This window comes from Stappia taiwanensis (assembly GCF_014635285.1).
GTDB classification, from domain to species: domain Bacteria; phylum Pseudomonadota; class Alphaproteobacteria; order Rhizobiales; family Stappiaceae; genus Stappia; species Stappia taiwanensis.
Window position 1 is genome coordinate 270208 of the sequence record NZ_BMCR01000002.1, and the last position, 15541, is coordinate 285748.

Annotated in this window: 13 protein-coding genes; 2 read left to right on the forward strand and 11 right to left on the reverse strand. The window is 66.3% G+C overall.

The features are described 5' to 3' along the window. Positions 1 to 10: 10 nt before the first annotated feature. The 7 genes from cckA to flgB all read right to left on the reverse strand — a co-directional run bounded on the left by cckA (position 11) and on the right by flgB (position 6109). Positions 11 to 2560: a cell cycle histidine kinase CckA gene (cckA, locus tag IEV83_RS05170; protein WP_371873409.1), complete on the reverse strand. Its 2550-nt coding sequence runs from the start codon at positions 2558 to 2560 to the stop codon at positions 11 to 13. A 149-nt stretch (positions 2561 to 2709) separates the two neighbouring features. Continuing rightward, complete coding sequence (gene flhB / locus IEV83_RS05175) at positions 2710 to 3786, reverse strand: flagellar biosynthesis protein FlhB (protein ID WP_181758671.1); 1077 nt, start codon at positions 3784 to 3786, stop codon at positions 2710 to 2712. A 6-nt stretch (positions 3787 to 3792) separates the two neighbouring features. Beyond that, complete coding sequence (fliR, locus tag IEV83_RS05180; protein ID WP_181758670.1) at positions 3793 to 4569, reverse strand: flagellar biosynthetic protein FliR; 777 nt, start codon at positions 4567 to 4569, stop codon at positions 3793 to 3795. A gap of 1 nt (position 4570) precedes the next feature. After that, positions 4571 to 4837 carry a flagellar biosynthesis protein FliQ gene (gene fliQ / locus IEV83_RS05185; RefSeq protein WP_181758669.1) on the reverse strand — a complete coding sequence of 89 codons (267 nt, stop codon included), beginning with the start codon at positions 4835 to 4837 and terminating at the stop codon, positions 4571 to 4573. Positions 4838 to 4883: 46 nt separating this feature from the next. After that, positions 4884 to 5198 carry a flagellar hook-basal body complex protein FliE gene (fliE, locus tag IEV83_RS05190; RefSeq protein WP_181758668.1) on the reverse strand — a complete coding sequence of 105 codons (315 nt, stop codon included), beginning with the start codon at positions 5196 to 5198 and terminating at the stop codon, positions 4884 to 4886. Between the two features lie 61 nt (positions 5199 to 5259). Beyond that, the gene (gene flgC / locus IEV83_RS05195) at positions 5260 to 5670 is read right to left on the reverse strand and encodes a flagellar basal body rod protein FlgC (protein ID WP_181758667.1); all 411 of its coding nucleotides are present in this window, start codon (positions 5668 to 5670) and stop codon (positions 5260 to 5262) included. Between the two features lie 31 nt (positions 5671 to 5701). Beyond that, positions 5702 to 6109: a flagellar basal body rod protein FlgB gene (gene flgB, locus IEV83_RS05200; RefSeq protein ID WP_181758666.1), complete on the reverse strand. Its 408-nt coding sequence runs from the start codon at positions 6107 to 6109 to the stop codon at positions 5702 to 5704. Positions 6110 to 6556: 447 nt separating this feature from the next. Between flgB and IEV83_RS05205 the strand changes: the two genes are divergently transcribed. Both IEV83_RS05205 and fliP read left to right on the forward strand, forming a co-directional pair. Then, positions 6557 to 8287: a FliO/MopB family protein gene (locus IEV83_RS05205; RefSeq protein ID WP_181758665.1), complete on the forward strand. Its 1731-nt coding sequence runs from the start codon at positions 6557 to 6559 to the stop codon at positions 8285 to 8287. Beyond that, positions 8284 to 9051 carry a flagellar type III secretion system pore protein FliP gene (gene fliP, locus IEV83_RS05210; protein ID WP_181758664.1) on the forward strand — a complete coding sequence of 256 codons (768 nt, stop codon included), beginning with the start codon at positions 8284 to 8286 and terminating at the stop codon, positions 9049 to 9051. Before IEV83_RS05205 ends, fliP begins: the two co-directional genes overlap by 4 nt. A gap of 9 nt (positions 9052 to 9060) precedes the next feature. Here fliP and IEV83_RS05215 read toward each other — a convergent pair whose 3' ends face one another. The 4 genes from IEV83_RS05215 to fliM form a co-directional block, all read right to left on the reverse strand. Next, positions 9061 to 12945, reverse strand: a complete 3885-nt coding sequence (locus IEV83_RS05215; protein WP_181758663.1) for a tetratricopeptide repeat protein — start codon at positions 12943 to 12945, stop codon at positions 9061 to 9063. Between the two features lie 109 nt (positions 12946 to 13054). Continuing rightward, positions 13055 to 13828 (reverse strand): MotE family protein, encoded by a 774-nt coding sequence (locus tag IEV83_RS05220; protein WP_181758662.1) that lies wholly within the window; start codon positions 13826 to 13828, stop codon positions 13055 to 13057. Beyond that, positions 13825 to 14310 carry a DUF6468 domain-containing protein gene (locus tag IEV83_RS05225; RefSeq protein WP_181758661.1) on the reverse strand — a complete coding sequence of 162 codons (486 nt, stop codon included), beginning with the start codon at positions 14308 to 14310 and terminating at the stop codon, positions 13825 to 13827. The genes IEV83_RS05220 and IEV83_RS05225 overlap by 4 nt, the downstream gene beginning before the upstream one ends. Then, the gene (fliM, locus tag IEV83_RS05230; protein ID WP_181758660.1) at positions 14307 to 15536 is read right to left on the reverse strand and encodes a flagellar motor switch protein FliM; all 1230 of its coding nucleotides are present in this window, start codon (positions 15534 to 15536) and stop codon (positions 14307 to 14309) included. The genes IEV83_RS05225 and fliM overlap by 4 nt, the downstream gene beginning before the upstream one ends. Between the last annotated feature and the right edge of the window lie 5 nt (positions 15537 to 15541).

A 15541-nucleotide genomic window follows, 5' to 3' on the forward strand; every position in this document is an offset into this window, starting at 1 on the left:
CGGCCGGCGATCAGCTCGCCAGCACGTCCTTCACCACCGTTGCCAGCTGCTTCAGCGTGAAGGGCTTGGGCAGGAACGAGAACTTCTCGTTCTCCGGCAGGTTCTTCTCGAACGCGTCCTCCGCATAGCCCGACACGAAGATGATCTTCAGTTCCGGCTGGGTCTTGCGCAATTCGCGCAGGAGCGACGGGCCGTCCATTTCCGGCATCACCACGTCCGAGACCACCAGATCGATCTGGCCGTCGGTCTCTTCCATCACCTCAAGCGCCTCGGCGCCGCTGCCCGCCTCATGCACCGTGTAACCGCGCGAACTCAGCGCCCGGGCGGCAAACGCCCGCACCGCTTCCTCGTCCTCCACAAGGAGGATCGTCGCCGAGCCGGTGAGATCGGCAAGCTGCTGCTGTTCCGCCGGCTTGGCCTCGACCTGATCGTTTTCCTCGCGCACATGCCGCGGCAGGAAGATGCGGAAGGTGGTGCCGACCTCCGGCTCGCTGGTGCAGAAGATGAAACCGCCGGTCTGTTTGACGATGCCATAGACCGTGGACAGGCCAAGGCCGGTGCCCTTGCCCACTTCCTTGGTGGAGAAGAACGGCTCGAAGATCTTCTCCATCACCTCCGGCGCCATGCCATGGCCGGTGTCGACCACTTCCACCAGCACATACTCGCCAGCCGGCATGCCCCGTGCATTGTCGTAGCCGCGGGATTTCTCCTCCGAGACATTGGTCGTGCGGATGGTCAGCCGCCCGCCCTCGGGCATGGCATCGCGCGCATTCACCGCCAGATTGACGATCACCTGTTCGAGCTGGTTGAGATCGGCCATCACCGGCCACAGATCCCGGCCATGCACCACGCTCAGTTCCACCTTTTCGCCCAGCAGCCGGTCGAGCAGAATCGACAGGTCGGCGAGCACATCGTTCAGCGCCAGTTCCTTCGGCCGCAGGGTCTGCCGGCGCGAGAAGGCGAGCAACTGGCGCACCAGCCCCGCCGCCCGGTTGGCGTTCTGCTTGATGTTCATGATGTCCTGGAACGAGGGATCGCTCGGACGGTGGCTGGCCAGTAGCAGATCGGAAAAGCCGATGATCGCCGTCAGCACGTTGTTGAAGTCATGGGCGACGCCGCCGGCAAGCTGGCCGATCGCCTGCATCTTCTGGCCTTGCGCGAACTGCGCCTCCAGCACCCGCTGCGCCGTCGTCTCCAGCACGTAGACAATGGCCGCGTCGCCATCGTCCTCGCCATCGCGCACCGCCGAGACATAGACGGTCGCCGAGCGCCCCTCCTCACGGTCGTCGAGCCGCACATCGACCGGCGGGATCTCGCTCTGGCCGTCAGCGGCGCTGGCCAGCGCCTCGGTGAGCGCCGGACGCGAACCCTCGGCGACGAAATCGATCAGCTTCGGCGTTGCACCGCTGCCATCGCCGGCGCCGAACAGGCGCAGGAACGGCGCGTTGGTCTTGCTGATGCCGCCATCGCGATCGATCGAGGCAATGGCAATCGGCGTGTTGTTGAAGAACCGGGCGAAGCGGACCTCGGAGGAACGCAGCGCCTCGGCGGCATCCTCGCCCCGCGAACGGTTGAGCACGATGGTCCGGCTCTCGCCGGCCTCCCCGTCGCCGCCGAACGGCACCCGGTGCAGGATCCGCACCGGAATGCTGCGACCATTGCGGGCCACCAGATCGAGATCGAAGGTCTCGCTCTTGACCTCGCCGGCGCGCCCCTGCAGCGAGCGGAGCAACTCCGCCCCGTCGCCGCGAATGAAATCGGACAGGGCGACCGACCCGGCCTTGAACCGCACCAGGTCATAACCGAGCCAGTCGGCCAAGGTCGCATTGAGATAGACGAGCCGCCCGGCCCCATCGCAGGAGAAGAACCCGGCCGGCGCATGGTCGAGGAAGTTGATGACCCGCTGCAATTCCTGGAAAGACGTTTCCTGCTCGGTCCGTTCGCCGCTGATGTCGGCGACCTGCCAGATGGTGCAGTCCCGCGCCGCGCCGCGCCCATCGCTGGCCGGCAGGCTCAGCGGCCGCACCCGCACCCGGTACCAGCACGGATCGCCGTCGTTCTGTCCCAAAGGGTGCGACAGCCGGATTTCCTCCTCGCCGGCGCGCTGGGTCTCCGCCGCACGGGCCAGATGGAAGATCGCGTCGGTGGCATTCGGATCGGCGGAAAACACCCGTTCGACGCTGCGCACCTCGCTGTCCGCATCCGCCCGCACCAGCGCCGAATAGGCCGCGTTCGCATAGATGATGCGCCCGTCCTTCTCGGTGACCACGACCCCTTCGTCGAAGGTATCCAGAAAAGCGGTCGGCACCGGGCTGACCGGCGCGCGCATGGAAAAGCGCAACAGCCCCATGGCAGTGGCGAACAGAGAGAACACGCCGATCACCGCCAGAATGCCCAGCAGCGCCAGCACGTAGGGTTCGGCCTGGTCCCGCGTCATCATGGCAAAGGCCGCCGCGGTCGCGACGAGGACCACCGTAAGCAGGATCAACAAGCCGATATTGCCGCCACGCTCGGGACGATCCACCATGGGGGATCGGGAACTTGAGTCCATCTCGTTCATCTGCAACCCTGCGGGCACGGAGCCGCCGGGCTCCCTTCCGCTCACCTTATCCGATTCGCCGTGACGGCGCGTTTCAAGCATTTCGCGCCACCTTGCGCATTTCAACATGGGTGACCCTGCGGCGGCGGTAAAACGAACACATTCTGTCCTTATCCGCGCCAGGATCCCCGTTCTCGCATTCGATAAACGAATCCGATGACTTCCGCCACCGCGCGGTAGTGTTCCTCGGGAACTTCCTGATCGATATCGATGGTCGCGTGCAGCGCCCGGGCCAGCGGCGGGTTCTCCACCACCGGAATGGAGTGATTACGGGCGACCTCGCGGATCTTCAGCGCGATCTGGTCCGTGCCCTTGGCAAGACAGACCGGCGCCCCCATCCCCTGCTCGTATTTCAGGGCCACGGCATAGTGGGTCGGGTTGGTGATCACCACGGTGGCATCGGGCACCGCCGCCATCATCCGCTTGCGCGAGCGCTCCATCCGCAATTGCCGGATCTTGCCCTTGACCAGCGGATCACCCTCGGTCTGCTTGTACTCCTCGCGCACCTCGCGCTGGGTCATCTTCTGCTTTTCGTGCCAGCGCTGGCGCTGCCAGACATAATCGGCCGCGGCAACGATGGTCATCACGGCCAGGATCGCCGCGATCAGCTGCAGCACCAGAATGTGCACCTCTTCCAGCAGCACCCCGGTTTCACGGAAGATCATCGTGTCAATGGTGTCGCGCTGCGGCCAGAGAACCGCCACCATCAGCCCGCTCACCACCGCGATCTTCACCAGCCCCTTCAGGAAGTTGACGAGGCTTTCGGCGGAGAACAGCCGCTTGAAGCCCGCCAGCGGCGAGATCTTGTTGAGCTTCGGCTTCATCCGCTCGGCCGACCAGACCAGATTGTGCTGGATCATGTTGCCGACCAGCGCCATCGCCAAGAGTAACAGAAGCGGCAGTGCCAGGATGGCGGCGACCTTCAGGCCGGTCGCCTGCCACAGCCCGTGCAGCGCCGTGCCATCCATCGGGATCTGATGGGCATTGACCAGATAGCCGCGCAAGGCGGTGCTGAGACTGTCGGCGGTCGAGGGCGCCAGCATTGCCACCACCATGCCGGTGCCCAGCATGGCGAACCAGGTGGAAACCTCCTGGCTCTTGGCGACATCGCCCTTCTTCAGCGCATCATCGAGTTTCTTTTGTGTCGGGTCTTCTGTTTTCTCGGCGTCGTCGTTCTGTTCGGCCATCGCCCGCTACCCCGCGATGAACCGGCCGAGCGCCGTCTCGAAATGCCCCAGGTACCACATCATCATGGTCACCAGCAGCGCGAACAGCATGAGCCCGCCAATGGCGATGTTGAGCGGCATGGCGATGAAGAAGATCTGCATCTGCGGCATCAGCTTGTTGAGCAGGCCGAGACCGAAATAGAACACCAGCCCGACGACGAGAAACGGCGCCGACATGCGGATGGCAATGGCGAACACCTCCGCAATCAGGCTGGTCGCCGTCTGCGCCAGATCGCCGACCGGCAGCGGCCCACCGGGCGGAAACAGCTCGAAGCTGTCATACATGGCGGCGATCACGAGAAAATGCAGATCCGAGGCGAACACCAGCGTCACCCCGAGCAGGCTGAGGAACGAGCCGATCACCGCCCCTTGCTGGCCGTCCATGGTCGGATCGGTGGCCATGGCGAAGGCAAGGCCCGACTGGCTGGCGATCACCATGCCGGCGATCGACAGGGTGTAGGTGATCAGCCGCGCACCGAGACCAATGAAAAAGCCGACGGCAAACTCGCCGGCCAGAAGAACGGCAATACCCGCCGGCGTCGCCCCCGCAACGTCGATCGCGTAGAGCGGCGTCACCAGCGGATAGAAGGCAAGGGTCAGCAGCAGGGCGAGAGCCAGGCGCACGCGCGGCGAGATCGAACCTTCACCGAGTGCCGGCATCAGCATCAGCATGGTTCCCACCCGAGCGAACAGCAGCATGAACAGAAGCGCCACCTGCGGCAGGAGGGAAACGGTGAAATTCATCTCAGCCGCCGCCGACGATCAGCTCGGCGAGCCGGTTGGTATAGGCGTCGAGTACCTGCCCCATGAAGGGCAGGGTCACCAGCAGGGTGAGAAAGATGGCGAGGATCTTCGGCACGAAGACCAGGGTCATTTCCTGGATCTGGGTCAGCGCCTGAAACAGCGCGATCACCACGCCCACCAGGAGACCGACCACCATCGGCGGCGCGGCGATGAGGATCAGCGTCCAGATCCCCTGCCGGGCGATGTCGAGCACCTCTGGTCCGGTCATTCCTGGGTTCAGCCTCTCTTGCGGCCCGCGGCCCGGCCGATCACCCTCAGATCGGCATCCGCATGATCTCCTGATAGGCGGAGATGACGCGATCGCGCACCGAGACCAGCGTTTCCATCGCCACTTCGGTTTCCGCCACGGCGGTGACCACGTCGATCACATTCGCCTTGCCCTGGGCCAGAGCCAGCGCCTGCTGGTCCGACTTCTGCCCCTGCTCGACCACGTTTTCGACCGCCGATTTGACCATGTTGGCGAAATCCGGGCTCGTCGTCGACGGCTTTTCAAGTTCCCTAGCCTGATTCGGGTCGACAAGGGCAGAGGCCATCCGATAGGCACCAGCGGCGACCGAAGGGGTGGACATGGCGGTTCTCTCCGATTGAAGTCAGCGCGCGGCCAGCCGCGCGAAGGCGGCTCGGCCCGGTTCAGGCGCGCAGGATATCGATGGTCTTCTGCAGCATCCGGCGGGTCGCCTGGATGAGATTGAGGTTGGCTTCGTAGGACCGCTGCGCCTCGCGCATGTCGACCATTTCCACCAGCGTGTTGACGTTGGGAAGCCGCACGTAGCCCTTTTCGTCGGCGGCCGGATGGCCGGGCTCGTAGCGGGTCTTGAACTCGGTCCGGTCGATCTCCACCGGGCCGAGCTCCACCGTCTCGGCGTTGATCTCCCGGTTCAGGGTCGCCTCGAAGGTGGGGATCTTGCGCCGGTAGGGATCCTCATTGGGGGTGCGCCCCGTGGAATCCGCGTTGGCGATGTTCTCCGCGATGATCCGCATGCGCCCGGTCTGGGCCTTCAGCCCCGAGGCGGCGACGAAGATTGACTTGGTGAAATCCACGGTTCAGCTCCTAGCCGGCACGCGCGCGCCGTTATCCATTGCGCGACAGCGCCGTGCGGATCAGCCCCAGCCCCTTGCTGTAGAGCGAAGAGACGGTCTGGTAGTCCATCTGGTTTGCCGTGACCTTCATCATCTGCTCTTCGAGCGCCACGGTGTTGCCGTCCGGCGTGATCTCGAACCCGTGCTCCGGGTCCCGTTTCACCGCGCTCGTCTCGCGCAGCATGCTGCCGTGCATGTGGCCGACGACGGTGCGGCTGGTCTCCAGCCCGGTGGTGCGCGCCTTGAGCGCATCCTCGAAGGAAAACGCCTTCAGGTCCTGCCCCCGGTAGCCGGGCGTATCCGCATTGGCGACATTTTCGGCCAACACGCCCTGCCGAGTCTGATGCCACTGCATCTTCGACTTCAAAACCTGGAAAACGGGAAGGTCGGTGATCGCCATGACCGGCTCCTTGACTGCTAGGCAGATCCTGCCGATCATTTGGTTAACAACAGGTTAACGGTTAACCATCCAGTAAGGTTTCCCCTTGCCATACTGCGGAGTTCCGCCGCAACGGGTCTTGCAGTTTGCGTGAGGCAATGCGCGCGGCGGGCATTTTTTACCCACCCCTTTTCGGCGTTCCGGCTTTGAGGGAATCAGACAACCGGCTATGGAGAAGCGGAGCACAACCGGCCGATAGACGATTGGCCGGTGATCACACCGAAAGCATGCGGGGGCGATTTCGGGATCGGCTATGGTCGATAAGGCAATATCGCATTATCATGTCGACGTTTACACGATCCCCTTGCATGTGTGACAACCGCTGGAACAAACGCGCGGGCGCGAAGCAGCGCGAGACCAGCAAACCGTCGCAAGAGCGAGACAGTCGATGAGAAAAGGCCCAAGAGCATGAGGGATTGGCTGGTAGAGACCTTCAACATGGAGCCAGGCTGGGCGCAAGGCATTCAGTTCTTCATAGCCATCCTGATCGTCCTTGCCCTGATTTCCATGTTCGTATGGATTTTGCGCCGGGTGGCCGGCGGCCGGGTGGCCGGCGGACGCAGCCGGCAGCCGCGCGTTGCGGTGATGGATGCCGCCTCGCTCGATACCCGGCGCCGTCTGGTGCTGATCCGCCGCGACAATGTCGAGCACCTGCTCCTGGTCGGCGGTCCCAGCGATGTGGTCGTCGAGCGCAACATCGTGCGCGGCGTCCCGGTCAGCCAGAGCTATCCGCGCCAGCAGGCAGCGCCTGTCGCCGCACCGGTGGCCGCGGGCCTCGAAGCGGGCGCCGACCTTGTCGCGCCGCCCACGGTCGCCGAGCCGGCACCGGCACCGGCACCAGCCCCGCAGGAGCCCCAGGCGCCCCCCCGGGAGCAGCCTCGCCCCCGGCCCGCGCCGCAGAGCCGCCCGGCACAGCCCCAGGCACCTGTCCAGCAGCGCCCCCAGGCACCTCAGCCGCCGCAAGCCCCTCAACCGCCGCGCCCGGCAGCCCCGTCTGCCCCGCAGCGCGGTGAGCCCGCACCGGCCGCCCGTCGTCCGGAGCCCGCGCCCACCGCTCCGGTGGACGCTGCCGCATCGCAATCCTCGCCGCTGCGCCGCGCCGGCGCCTCGGTGGCCGCCGCGGGTGCCGCCGTTGCCGGTCTGGCGAAAAGCGCCACCGGACAGGCGCCTTCGACTTCGGCTGCCCCGTCGGCCCCGGCTCCGTCCGCAGGCACGCGCGCCGAGGCCCCCGCGCCCCGGCAGCCGGCACCTGCACGGCGAGAGCCGCAGCCGCCGGTTCGCCGCACCATCACCCCGCCGTCCTCCGGGCCCGCCGCCACCGCGCGGACAGCCTTCCCGCAGCTCGGCGAAGAGGATCGTGCCGCACGCAAGGACAGCACCGACCGCACGCCCGAGCCGCCCCCGGCACGCCCGGCGGCAAGCCTGGGACCTGTGGCAAGCGTGAAGCCGCCGGTTGGCGATACCGCTGCCGCTGCGGCCCCTGCCCCGGCGGTCAAGCCGGAAGCGCCGGCAAAGCCAGAGCCGGCGCCTAAGCCCGAGGTGTCGATCAAGCCTGAAGCGCCCGCCGCCCCGGCGGCCCCGGAAGTTGCGGTGAAGCCGGTGTCCCCGGCAAAGCCTGAGGCAGCCCCCGCAGCGGTCAAGCCGGAAAGCCCCACCAAACCCGAGAGCCCGGCCAAGCCCGAGACTGCTCCGGCAGCGGTCAAGCCGGTCGAGCCTGAGAGCCCGGTCAAGCCGGACACCGCCGCCCCCGAGGCGCCCACGGCGGCCGAGCAGGAGCTGTCGCTTGAGGACGCGCTTCTCGGCGAGTTCACCCAGACGCGCAAGACCCCCGCCGCACCGGCGCCCTCGGCACCGGCAGCCGCAAGCGCGAGCGACAAACCGGTCGCCACCGCCACGGAGCCGGAGGCGGACAAGCCCGCCGCAAAGGCGCCGGTGGACGAGACGGCGGAGAAGAAGCCGGCGGCCAACCCCGCAGCCGATAACGCGGCTGCGGACAAGCCAGCCAAGGCGGCGGACACCAAGTCCGAGGCCAAGCCGGACGCACCGGCCAAATCCGACAATGGCGCGATCACCATCGACGCCATCGAGGAGGAAATGGCCAAGCTGCTCAGCGAGATCAGCGGACCGAAAGGCAAATGACGCCACGCTTTCGCGGCGGTCCGCTAAGGCGCACCGCCGCGGTTGCCATGCTTTCCGCCACCGTCCTGACCGCCGCCCTGTCACCGGCGGCGGCGCAGGATATTTCCATCGGCTTCGGCGAAGGCACCACGCTCACCGAACGGGCGGTTCAGCTTGTCGCCCTGCTGACCATCCTCAGCCTGGCGCCGTCGATCATCGTCATGGTGACCAGCTTCACCCGGATCGTGGTGGTGCTGTCGCTGCTGCGCTCGGCGATCGGCCTGCAAACCGCACCGCCGAACGCGGTGATGACCAGCCTGGCGCTGTTTCTCACCGCCTTCATCATGGCCCCGACCTTCGAAGCCGCCTATAACGAGGGGGTGCAGCCGCTGGTGGAGGGCTCCATCGAGCTGAACGAGGCGTTCGACCGCGCCGCCATTCCCTTCCACAGCTTCATGCGTGCCAATGTGCGCGAGAAGGATGTGATGCTGTTCGTGGAGCTGTCGGGCCAGCCGGTGCCCGAACGGCCGGAAGACCTCAGCCTGCGCATTCTGGTGCCCGCCTTCATGATCAGCGAGTTGCGCCGGGCCTTTGAAATCGGCTTTCTGCTTTACCTGCCGTTCCTGATCATCGACCTGGTGATCGCCTCGGTGCTCATGTCCATGGGCATGATGATGCTGCCGCCGGTGGTGATCTCGCTGCCGTTCAAGCTGATCTTCTTCGTGCTGGTGGATGGCTGGAACCTGATCGCCGGCAGCCTGGTGAAAAGTTTCGTCGGCGCCTGAGGCGCCGGCTCACCCTGCTGGCTTGCTCGCCACCTGTGTCGGCTCCAGATCATTGGGCACCGCTTGCCGCACCGCGCGCGCCGAAGGCGACACCTCGCCTGAGCCGGCAATCGGCACCTCGGCGTTCCGCGGCCTCAGATACTTGCGCTGATATTCCGACAGGAAGATATCGAGGGAGTCGATCGCCTCCAGCCGGTCGACCACCGACATGAACTCCACGCCGCGATCGCCGGCCTGCCGGGTGACGATGTCAAAGGCATCCGCCTCCGGGCTGTCGCTCATCTTGGTGGCGAATTTCGACTTCAGCCGACTGAGGCTGAAGGCATCGTCCGCAAGGGAATAGGCAATCGCCGCCTTGAGAATATCCGCCCGTTCCTGGTCGGCCAGCGGGATCGGATCGGACCAGCGCCCGCCGACGATGCCTTCCAGTTGCTCGCCCGCCTCACGCCAGCTATGGGCGGCCCACAAGGTGTCCGCCCTGAGCCGCTCCACATCCTCACCGCGCATGTTGCGCACGATCTCCAGCGCCAGATCCGGACGCCCGCTTTCGGTCAGCGCCCGCGCCTCCACCATGTTGCGCTGGCGCTCCAACTCCCGGGGAAGCTTGGCCTGCCGGGTCTGGCTGAGAACGCGAAGGGCTTCCTCCGGCTTGCGGTCCATCAGATAGACCACACCCAGATCGGCGGCGATCTGCGCCCGGGCCGCCCCCTTCAGCCGGTGGTCGACCTGATGCTTCAGGAGTTCCGCCGCCTGGTCCAGGAGGTCCATCGCCACCAGACGGTTGGCGAGCCGCCGCACCATCTCATCCCCGCGCCGGCCAATCGGCATCATTTCGCGGAAATCGTAGAACAGCGCCAGCGCCTTGACCGGCGGCATCGCATCGGCGCCGCCGTCCAGGAAAAGCTCGGCGAAGACCGCCCCCATTTCGTCCTGTAGCAGGCGTGCGGTCTCCGCATCGCTGTTTGCCTGCAGCGCCGAAGTCATCGCCTCGAACGCCTGACGGTAATTCCCGGCCTGAACCCGAAGCTGAGCAAGAAAGCGCAGCGCCTTCAACTCGATCTCGTCACCGCGCCATGAGGTCGCCAACCCGGCAAGACGGTTGGCCGCCTCCTCGGTCGCGATGTCTCCGTCCCGGTGCCGGATCCGCAGCGCGCGATAGGTCGCCTCCGCCGCCAGCGGTCGTTCGTCGGAGCGGGCAACGATGTCGAAGGCGGTCAGCGCCTCGCGCGACCGGCCCGAGGCATCGGCGATCCGGCCGCGCAGAATGTCGTAGCGCCCGGCCTGCGCGTTGCTCACCTGGCTCGGGTCGATCTCCGCCAGCACGGCGGCGGCCCGACCGAAATCGTTGATCTCGACAAGGCTCTCGGCGGCGGCGAGATTGAATTCGGTCTGCACCAGCAATGGATAGTTGCCGATCACCGCCTGCCCGCGCGGCTGAGCCCCCTTCGCCCCGGTCCAGTCGCGAAGGCGCGTCAGATTGATCGTCTTCCAGACCGCCGCGTCGGCGTTGTTTTCCAGCCCCGGGCGCTCCAGATAGGCTTGCGCCTCCTTCGGGCGCACCGCCAGCGACTGCGCCGCCCCCATCAACAGATTGAAGCTCGGGTCCCGGACCAATGCCGGATCTTCATCGGCGGCAAGCCGCATCAGGCCAAGCGCCTCGTGCGCGAACCCATGCGCCAGATAAAAGCGCGACAGGTCCATGCGCGGCCCCAGCCGGTCCTCCGGAGGCGTATTCGCGCTGCGAAACTCCAGCGCCTTGATCTTGTCGAGAAAGTCCTCGGTCGTGCTGGTCATCAGGTTGCCGAGGTCGATCTGTCCCGGAACAGCCGGATCGGCGACCGCCTTCAACACGCGCGAGCCGTCGTTCAACTGACCGTTGGAGATCGACAGGCCGCGAGGGCGCTCCACCATCACCGCATCGCCGTCGATCTTCACGTCGAGATCGTCGGTCCGCGGCAGGATGGCAACCCCATGGGCCGACATCAGCGCATCGAACTCGGCGAAGTGCTGCGGCTTCAGCAAGCCTCGCGCGGGCCCGAAGCCGGTGACCACCGACACCGTGTCGCCGACGAAGGGGTCCTCGATCTCCCGCAGGTTTCGGGGGTCATGGAACGGCACCCGGATCACGGTCCCGCCATCGCCGCGCACGTTCCGTTCCAGCGACAAGGGCCGGGACGGCTCCAGGATCGTATTGCCGATGGTCATCACCCAGGCGCTGCCATCGACACCGACAGTCGCCAGCGCGTTCTCGCCAAGGTCGACGCGAATGACCTGCCAATCGGGCATCTCGGTCACCTCGACCGCGTCGACCATATCGTCCAGCACCGAGCGCATTCCGCGCACATCGATCGGATCTGCGGTGTCGAGCACCATCCACAGGCTGCGGTGACGGCGAAAGACGGCGGAGGACACCGGCTCGGCGAAGGGAAAGACCACACGGACGATATCGCCGATGCGCCGGGCCTCGGCCGTGACCAGCCGGCGCGCCTCGTCCTCATACCCCGCGGGCGGCGCTTCCGGCGACAGGGCAACCGCATCGGCGATCCCTTTCGCATCCGGCGTGACCCGGGTCAGGTCGATCGCCTCCGGCAATTCGACCAGCCCGCCGCGGGAGGATGGCGCTTCCGCCTTCGTCTCCGGCCGCTCGGTAGCCTCTGTCTGTGCGGGGGTCTGCGGTGCGGGCACCGAACCTTCGGCCTTTGCAGCCGGGGGCGCAGCCGCTGCGGCCGGTTCAGCCGCCTCTTCCAGCTCCGCCGCGTCCGGCACGGGCGCGGCAGATGTCTCCGCGGCCGGTGCCGGATCGGCAGTCGCCTCGGCGGCGGCTGGCCTGGCGGCCGGCAACGGTGCACCGGTCACCCTCTCGCGCGGGGCCGGCGACACCTTGGGCATCTCCTCCTCCGGGGCCGGCTCGGCCTCGGCGCGCGCAGCCACCGCTTCCTTCGCCTCCGGATCGGCCGGCGCCAGAACCAACTCGCGCGCCTTCGCGGGTGTCTCCTCGTCCGCGCTCAGCGCTTCATCAATCGCCGCGTTGACCGGATCCACCTCCATCGAGCGCGGGGTCACGTCGACGATGTAACTGTCCTCCTCGCGAAACGCGCGAATGTCCACGTCCGGCTCGATCCGCAGCAGGAACTTCAGCTTGCCCTCATCGGTAAAGGCGGTGGCATCGACGACCCCCGGCGGCAGATGCGCGCGCAACTGCCCGAGATCCAGGTCAACCGGATGATTGAACGTCACCTTGACCAGATCGCCTTCCCGGACAAAGGCGGAATCGAAGGCAAGGTTCCATTCGAAGGCGAGCCGGGTGAAGGTGGGATGCGTGCCGATGCGCAGATCCACCCTCGGCTCGACCTGCCCGCGCAGACGGCCCTGCTCCAACGCCCGCGCCCGGCGGATGGCCGCCTCGGCGCGCCGCGCCAGTTCCCGAACCACATCGTCGGGCAATCCCGGCGGCATGCCCTGCCAGTTCGACGGCAACAGGTCGATGAACAGCTTCTCACCTGCCTCCATCGTGTTGATACGATGATCGCCGGTCAGGGCGAAGCGCAGGGCCGACCCATCCGGGTCGCGGCGCGCGATGGAGATGAACCCCGGCAGCTTGACCGGCACATGATCGACGGAGGTGCGCACCTCGTCGCGAAACCGGATGCGCAACACTCCGTTGGCGACCAGCGCGTCATATTCGGGCAGCAGCGTGCGATCCTGGAAGGTCAGCACCAGACGGCCATACCCGTCCTGCTGCGCCGCGCGGACATCCGCGCGCAAGGGCTCGGCATGCGCCGGCGCGGCCCCAGCAAGCCCCCCGGCCAGTACGATCAGGGCCGGCAGCACTGCCCGCACCACCCAACGGGCGGCGGACCTGACTGTCCATGCACTCCGGCCCTTGTCCGTCACCAGGCTTCCCCATCGCTCGACATTCGAGCGCTCAGTTTACGCATGGCGACTTAACGCCACCTTTCACGCATCGGGGCAAGCCCCACCGGGCCAACAGCCCGTTTGCCGGTCAGTTTCCCCGAATTTTCGGAAGTTCGGCCGGAACCGTTTCCACGGTGGCCATGGCCGCTTCACCGCCCTTGACCAGCGCAACGGTCAACCGCTCACTGGCCTCCGGAGACATGCGCGCCATCACGTCGGCCATCTTGCGCGGCTTCATCTGCTTGGCGACCTGCAAGAGGATATCCAGGTCCAGCCGGTTGAAAATGCGCGCCGCGTCCTTGGCCTTCATGGATTCATACATGATAACCAGATCGCGCAGTTCCTCGTTGCGCTTTTCTTCCCGCTCTTCCTGCAGCGACTTGATGCTGGCTTCCAGCGCCTTCAGGTCCTCGACCTTCTTCTGCAACCGTGCCTCGCTCGCCTTGAGAATTTCCTGCCTCAGGTCGAACTGCTTCTCCCGCTTGTCGAGTTCGCGGCGGCGACCGCTCAGGGACTCCAGCACCTTGCGCTCGGCAATCGAACCGCCCAGTTCCAGGCTTCCGGCCGGCAGACCGCCCCCTGGCGGCAGTGCCGTCTCCCCGGGCGTCGCGGCGGTGGCGGCCGCGCCATCGGCCTGGGGGCCACCGGCACCGGGCGCGCCCGCGCCCGTCGCTGTGGTCTCCGAAGACGTTCCTGCGCCCTCCCCCGCAGACCCGCCCGCCGCCGAAGCGGACTGCGCCACGGCCACCGACACCGGCGACGGCGCGTCCTGGCCGTCGTTCAGCGCGAAGCCGATCAGCTTGAGCAGGAACAGCGCGCTCGCGGCAATGACGAGCGTGGGGATCAGACGCAGGCTTGTCACGCAGCTTGCTCCGCCGCGCGCTTGCGGAAGTGCTCAAGCCGGGCGCTCGCCTCGATGGCGGCAGAGCGAATGTCGCTGGCCCGGATCGGGGCGGCGGGCGCCGGCTCGTGCGGCGCCGGCGCGGCTGCGGGCTGGGCTGCCTGCGCCGCCGGCTTCGCCGCTTCGGCAATCTGGGTGATGCGCTCCAGCACGGTGTTGCCCTCGCCGATCTGATCGGACAGCTCCCGGGACAGACGCTCGGCCTCCACCAGGCGCTCGCCCAGCGTCCGGTCCGCCTCGCCGGCGGTCGCCTTCAGACCCAGGATCGCCCGTTCGGCGATCTCCGAAGCGGTGATCAACTCGGAAATGGTGGCGCGCAGGCTTTCCTCGTCGGCGCGCAACCGCTTCAGCCGGTTGTTGAGGACGACGCAATAGCCAATGGTCACCAAGAGCAGAATGGCGACGAGGCTTTCGATGATCAGTCCAACGGGCAGCGTGCTCATGACGGGTCCATTTCTTTTTGCATGGCGCGTTCGAATGCGGCCAGCGTCATTTTTGGTTTTTGCAATCCCTTGTCGACGCGGATCGCGATCGCGTCTTCATCCTTGCCCATGGTGCCCGATGTCAGCGGAATGCCGCCGCATTTGATGGCCACGGGGTCATTCGGGGAAATGTCGAACAGCAGGGTCTCGCCGACTTGAAGATCGAGCACCCGGCCAAGCGGCATGTGGGTCTCGTACAGCACCGCATCGATGTCGATTTCCGCGGCATAGATCTCGGTGGCCAGATGCCCCTCCCAGATCGGGTCGCGGCCGAACTTCTCGCCCATGAACATCTGCAGCAGCAGATCGCGGATCGGCTCCAGCGTCGCATAGGGCATCATGATTTCGATCTTGCCGCCGCGATCCTCCATGTCGATGCGCAGCTCGACGAGGATGGCCGCATTGGCCGGGCGCGAAATCGCCGCGAAACGCGGGTTGGTCTCCAGGCGCTCCAGATTGAAATGCACAGGCGACAAGGGCGAGAACGCCATCTCCATGTCCTGCATGATCAGTTCGATCATCCGCCGCACGAGATTGGTCTCGATGGTCGTGTAGGGCCGCCCCTCGACGCGCACCGCCGACATGCCACGGCCGCCGCCGAGCAGCACGTCGATGATCGAATAGATCAGGCTCGATTCCACCGTGCAAAGGCCAAAGCCGTCCCATTCCTCGGCCTTGAACACGCCGAGGATGGCCGGCAGCGGAATCGAGTTCAAATAGTCGCCGAACCGGACAGAAGAAATGGAATCGAGCGACACCTCCACATTGTCGGAGGTGAAGTTGCGCAAGGAGGTGGTGGTCAGCCGCACCAGCCGGTCGAACACGATCTCCAGCATCGGCAGACGCTCGTAGGAGACCATTGCCGAGTTGATGAGCGCGCGAATGCCGCTCTGGTCGGCCGCAATCGTGTCTTCGATGTTGAAGCCGAGGAGATTGTCGATCTCCTCCTGGTTGAGGATACGGTCGGCGCCGCGCGTCGCGCTTTCAAGCTCCGGCTCGCTGTCATCGATCATCGCCGCCCATTGGGCAGCCATGTCGTCGCCGCCAGCGACGCCCTGCTCCTCCAGCGCCGCCCCCCAGGCGGCAGCCAGATCCTCGTCGTCCTCGTCCTCGCCGTCGCGCTGTTCAGCCAGCGCTTCGCCCCAGGCCTCGTCGATATTGCCAAGATCGTCTTCTTCGGCTGCCATCGGAC

What these genes read in the sequence shown, in the direction of transcription:
- cckA (WP_371873409.1), bottom strand. Translation starts at nt 2,560, where the DNA reads ATGAACGAGATGGACTCAAGTTCCCGATCCCCCATGGTGGATCGTCCC.
- fliQ (WP_181758669.1), bottom strand. Translation starts at nt 4,837, where the DNA reads ATGACCGGACCAGAGGTGCTCGACATCGCCCGGCAGGGGATCTGGACG.
- fliP (WP_181758664.1), top strand. Translation starts at nt 8,284, where the DNA reads ATGACGCCACGCTTTCGCGGCGGTCCGCTAAGGCGCACCGCCGCGGTT.
- fliE (WP_181758668.1), bottom strand. Translation starts at nt 5,198, where the DNA reads ATGTCCACCCCTTCGGTCGCCGCTGGTGCCTATCGGATGGCCTCTGCC.
- flhB (WP_181758671.1), bottom strand. Translation starts at nt 3,786, where the DNA reads ATGGCCGAACAGAACGACGACGCCGAGAAAACAGAAGACCCGACACAA.
- IEV83_RS05225 (WP_181758661.1), bottom strand. Translation starts at nt 14,310, where the DNA reads ATGAGCACGCTGCCCGTTGGACTGATCATCGAAAGCCTCGTCGCCATT.
- flgB (WP_181758666.1), bottom strand. Translation starts at nt 6,109, where the DNA reads ATGGCGATCACCGACCTTCCCGTTTTCCAGGTTTTGAAGTCGAAGATG.
- fliR (WP_181758670.1), bottom strand. Translation starts at nt 4,569, where the DNA reads ATGAATTTCACCGTTTCCCTCCTGCCGCAGGTGGCGCTTCTGTTCATG.
- IEV83_RS05205 (WP_181758665.1), top strand. Translation starts at nt 6,557, where the DNA reads ATGAGGGATTGGCTGGTAGAGACCTTCAACATGGAGCCAGGCTGGGCG.
- fliM (WP_181758660.1), bottom strand. Translation starts at nt 15,536, where the DNA reads ATGGCAGCCGAAGAAGACGATCTTGGCAATATCGACGAGGCCTGGGGC.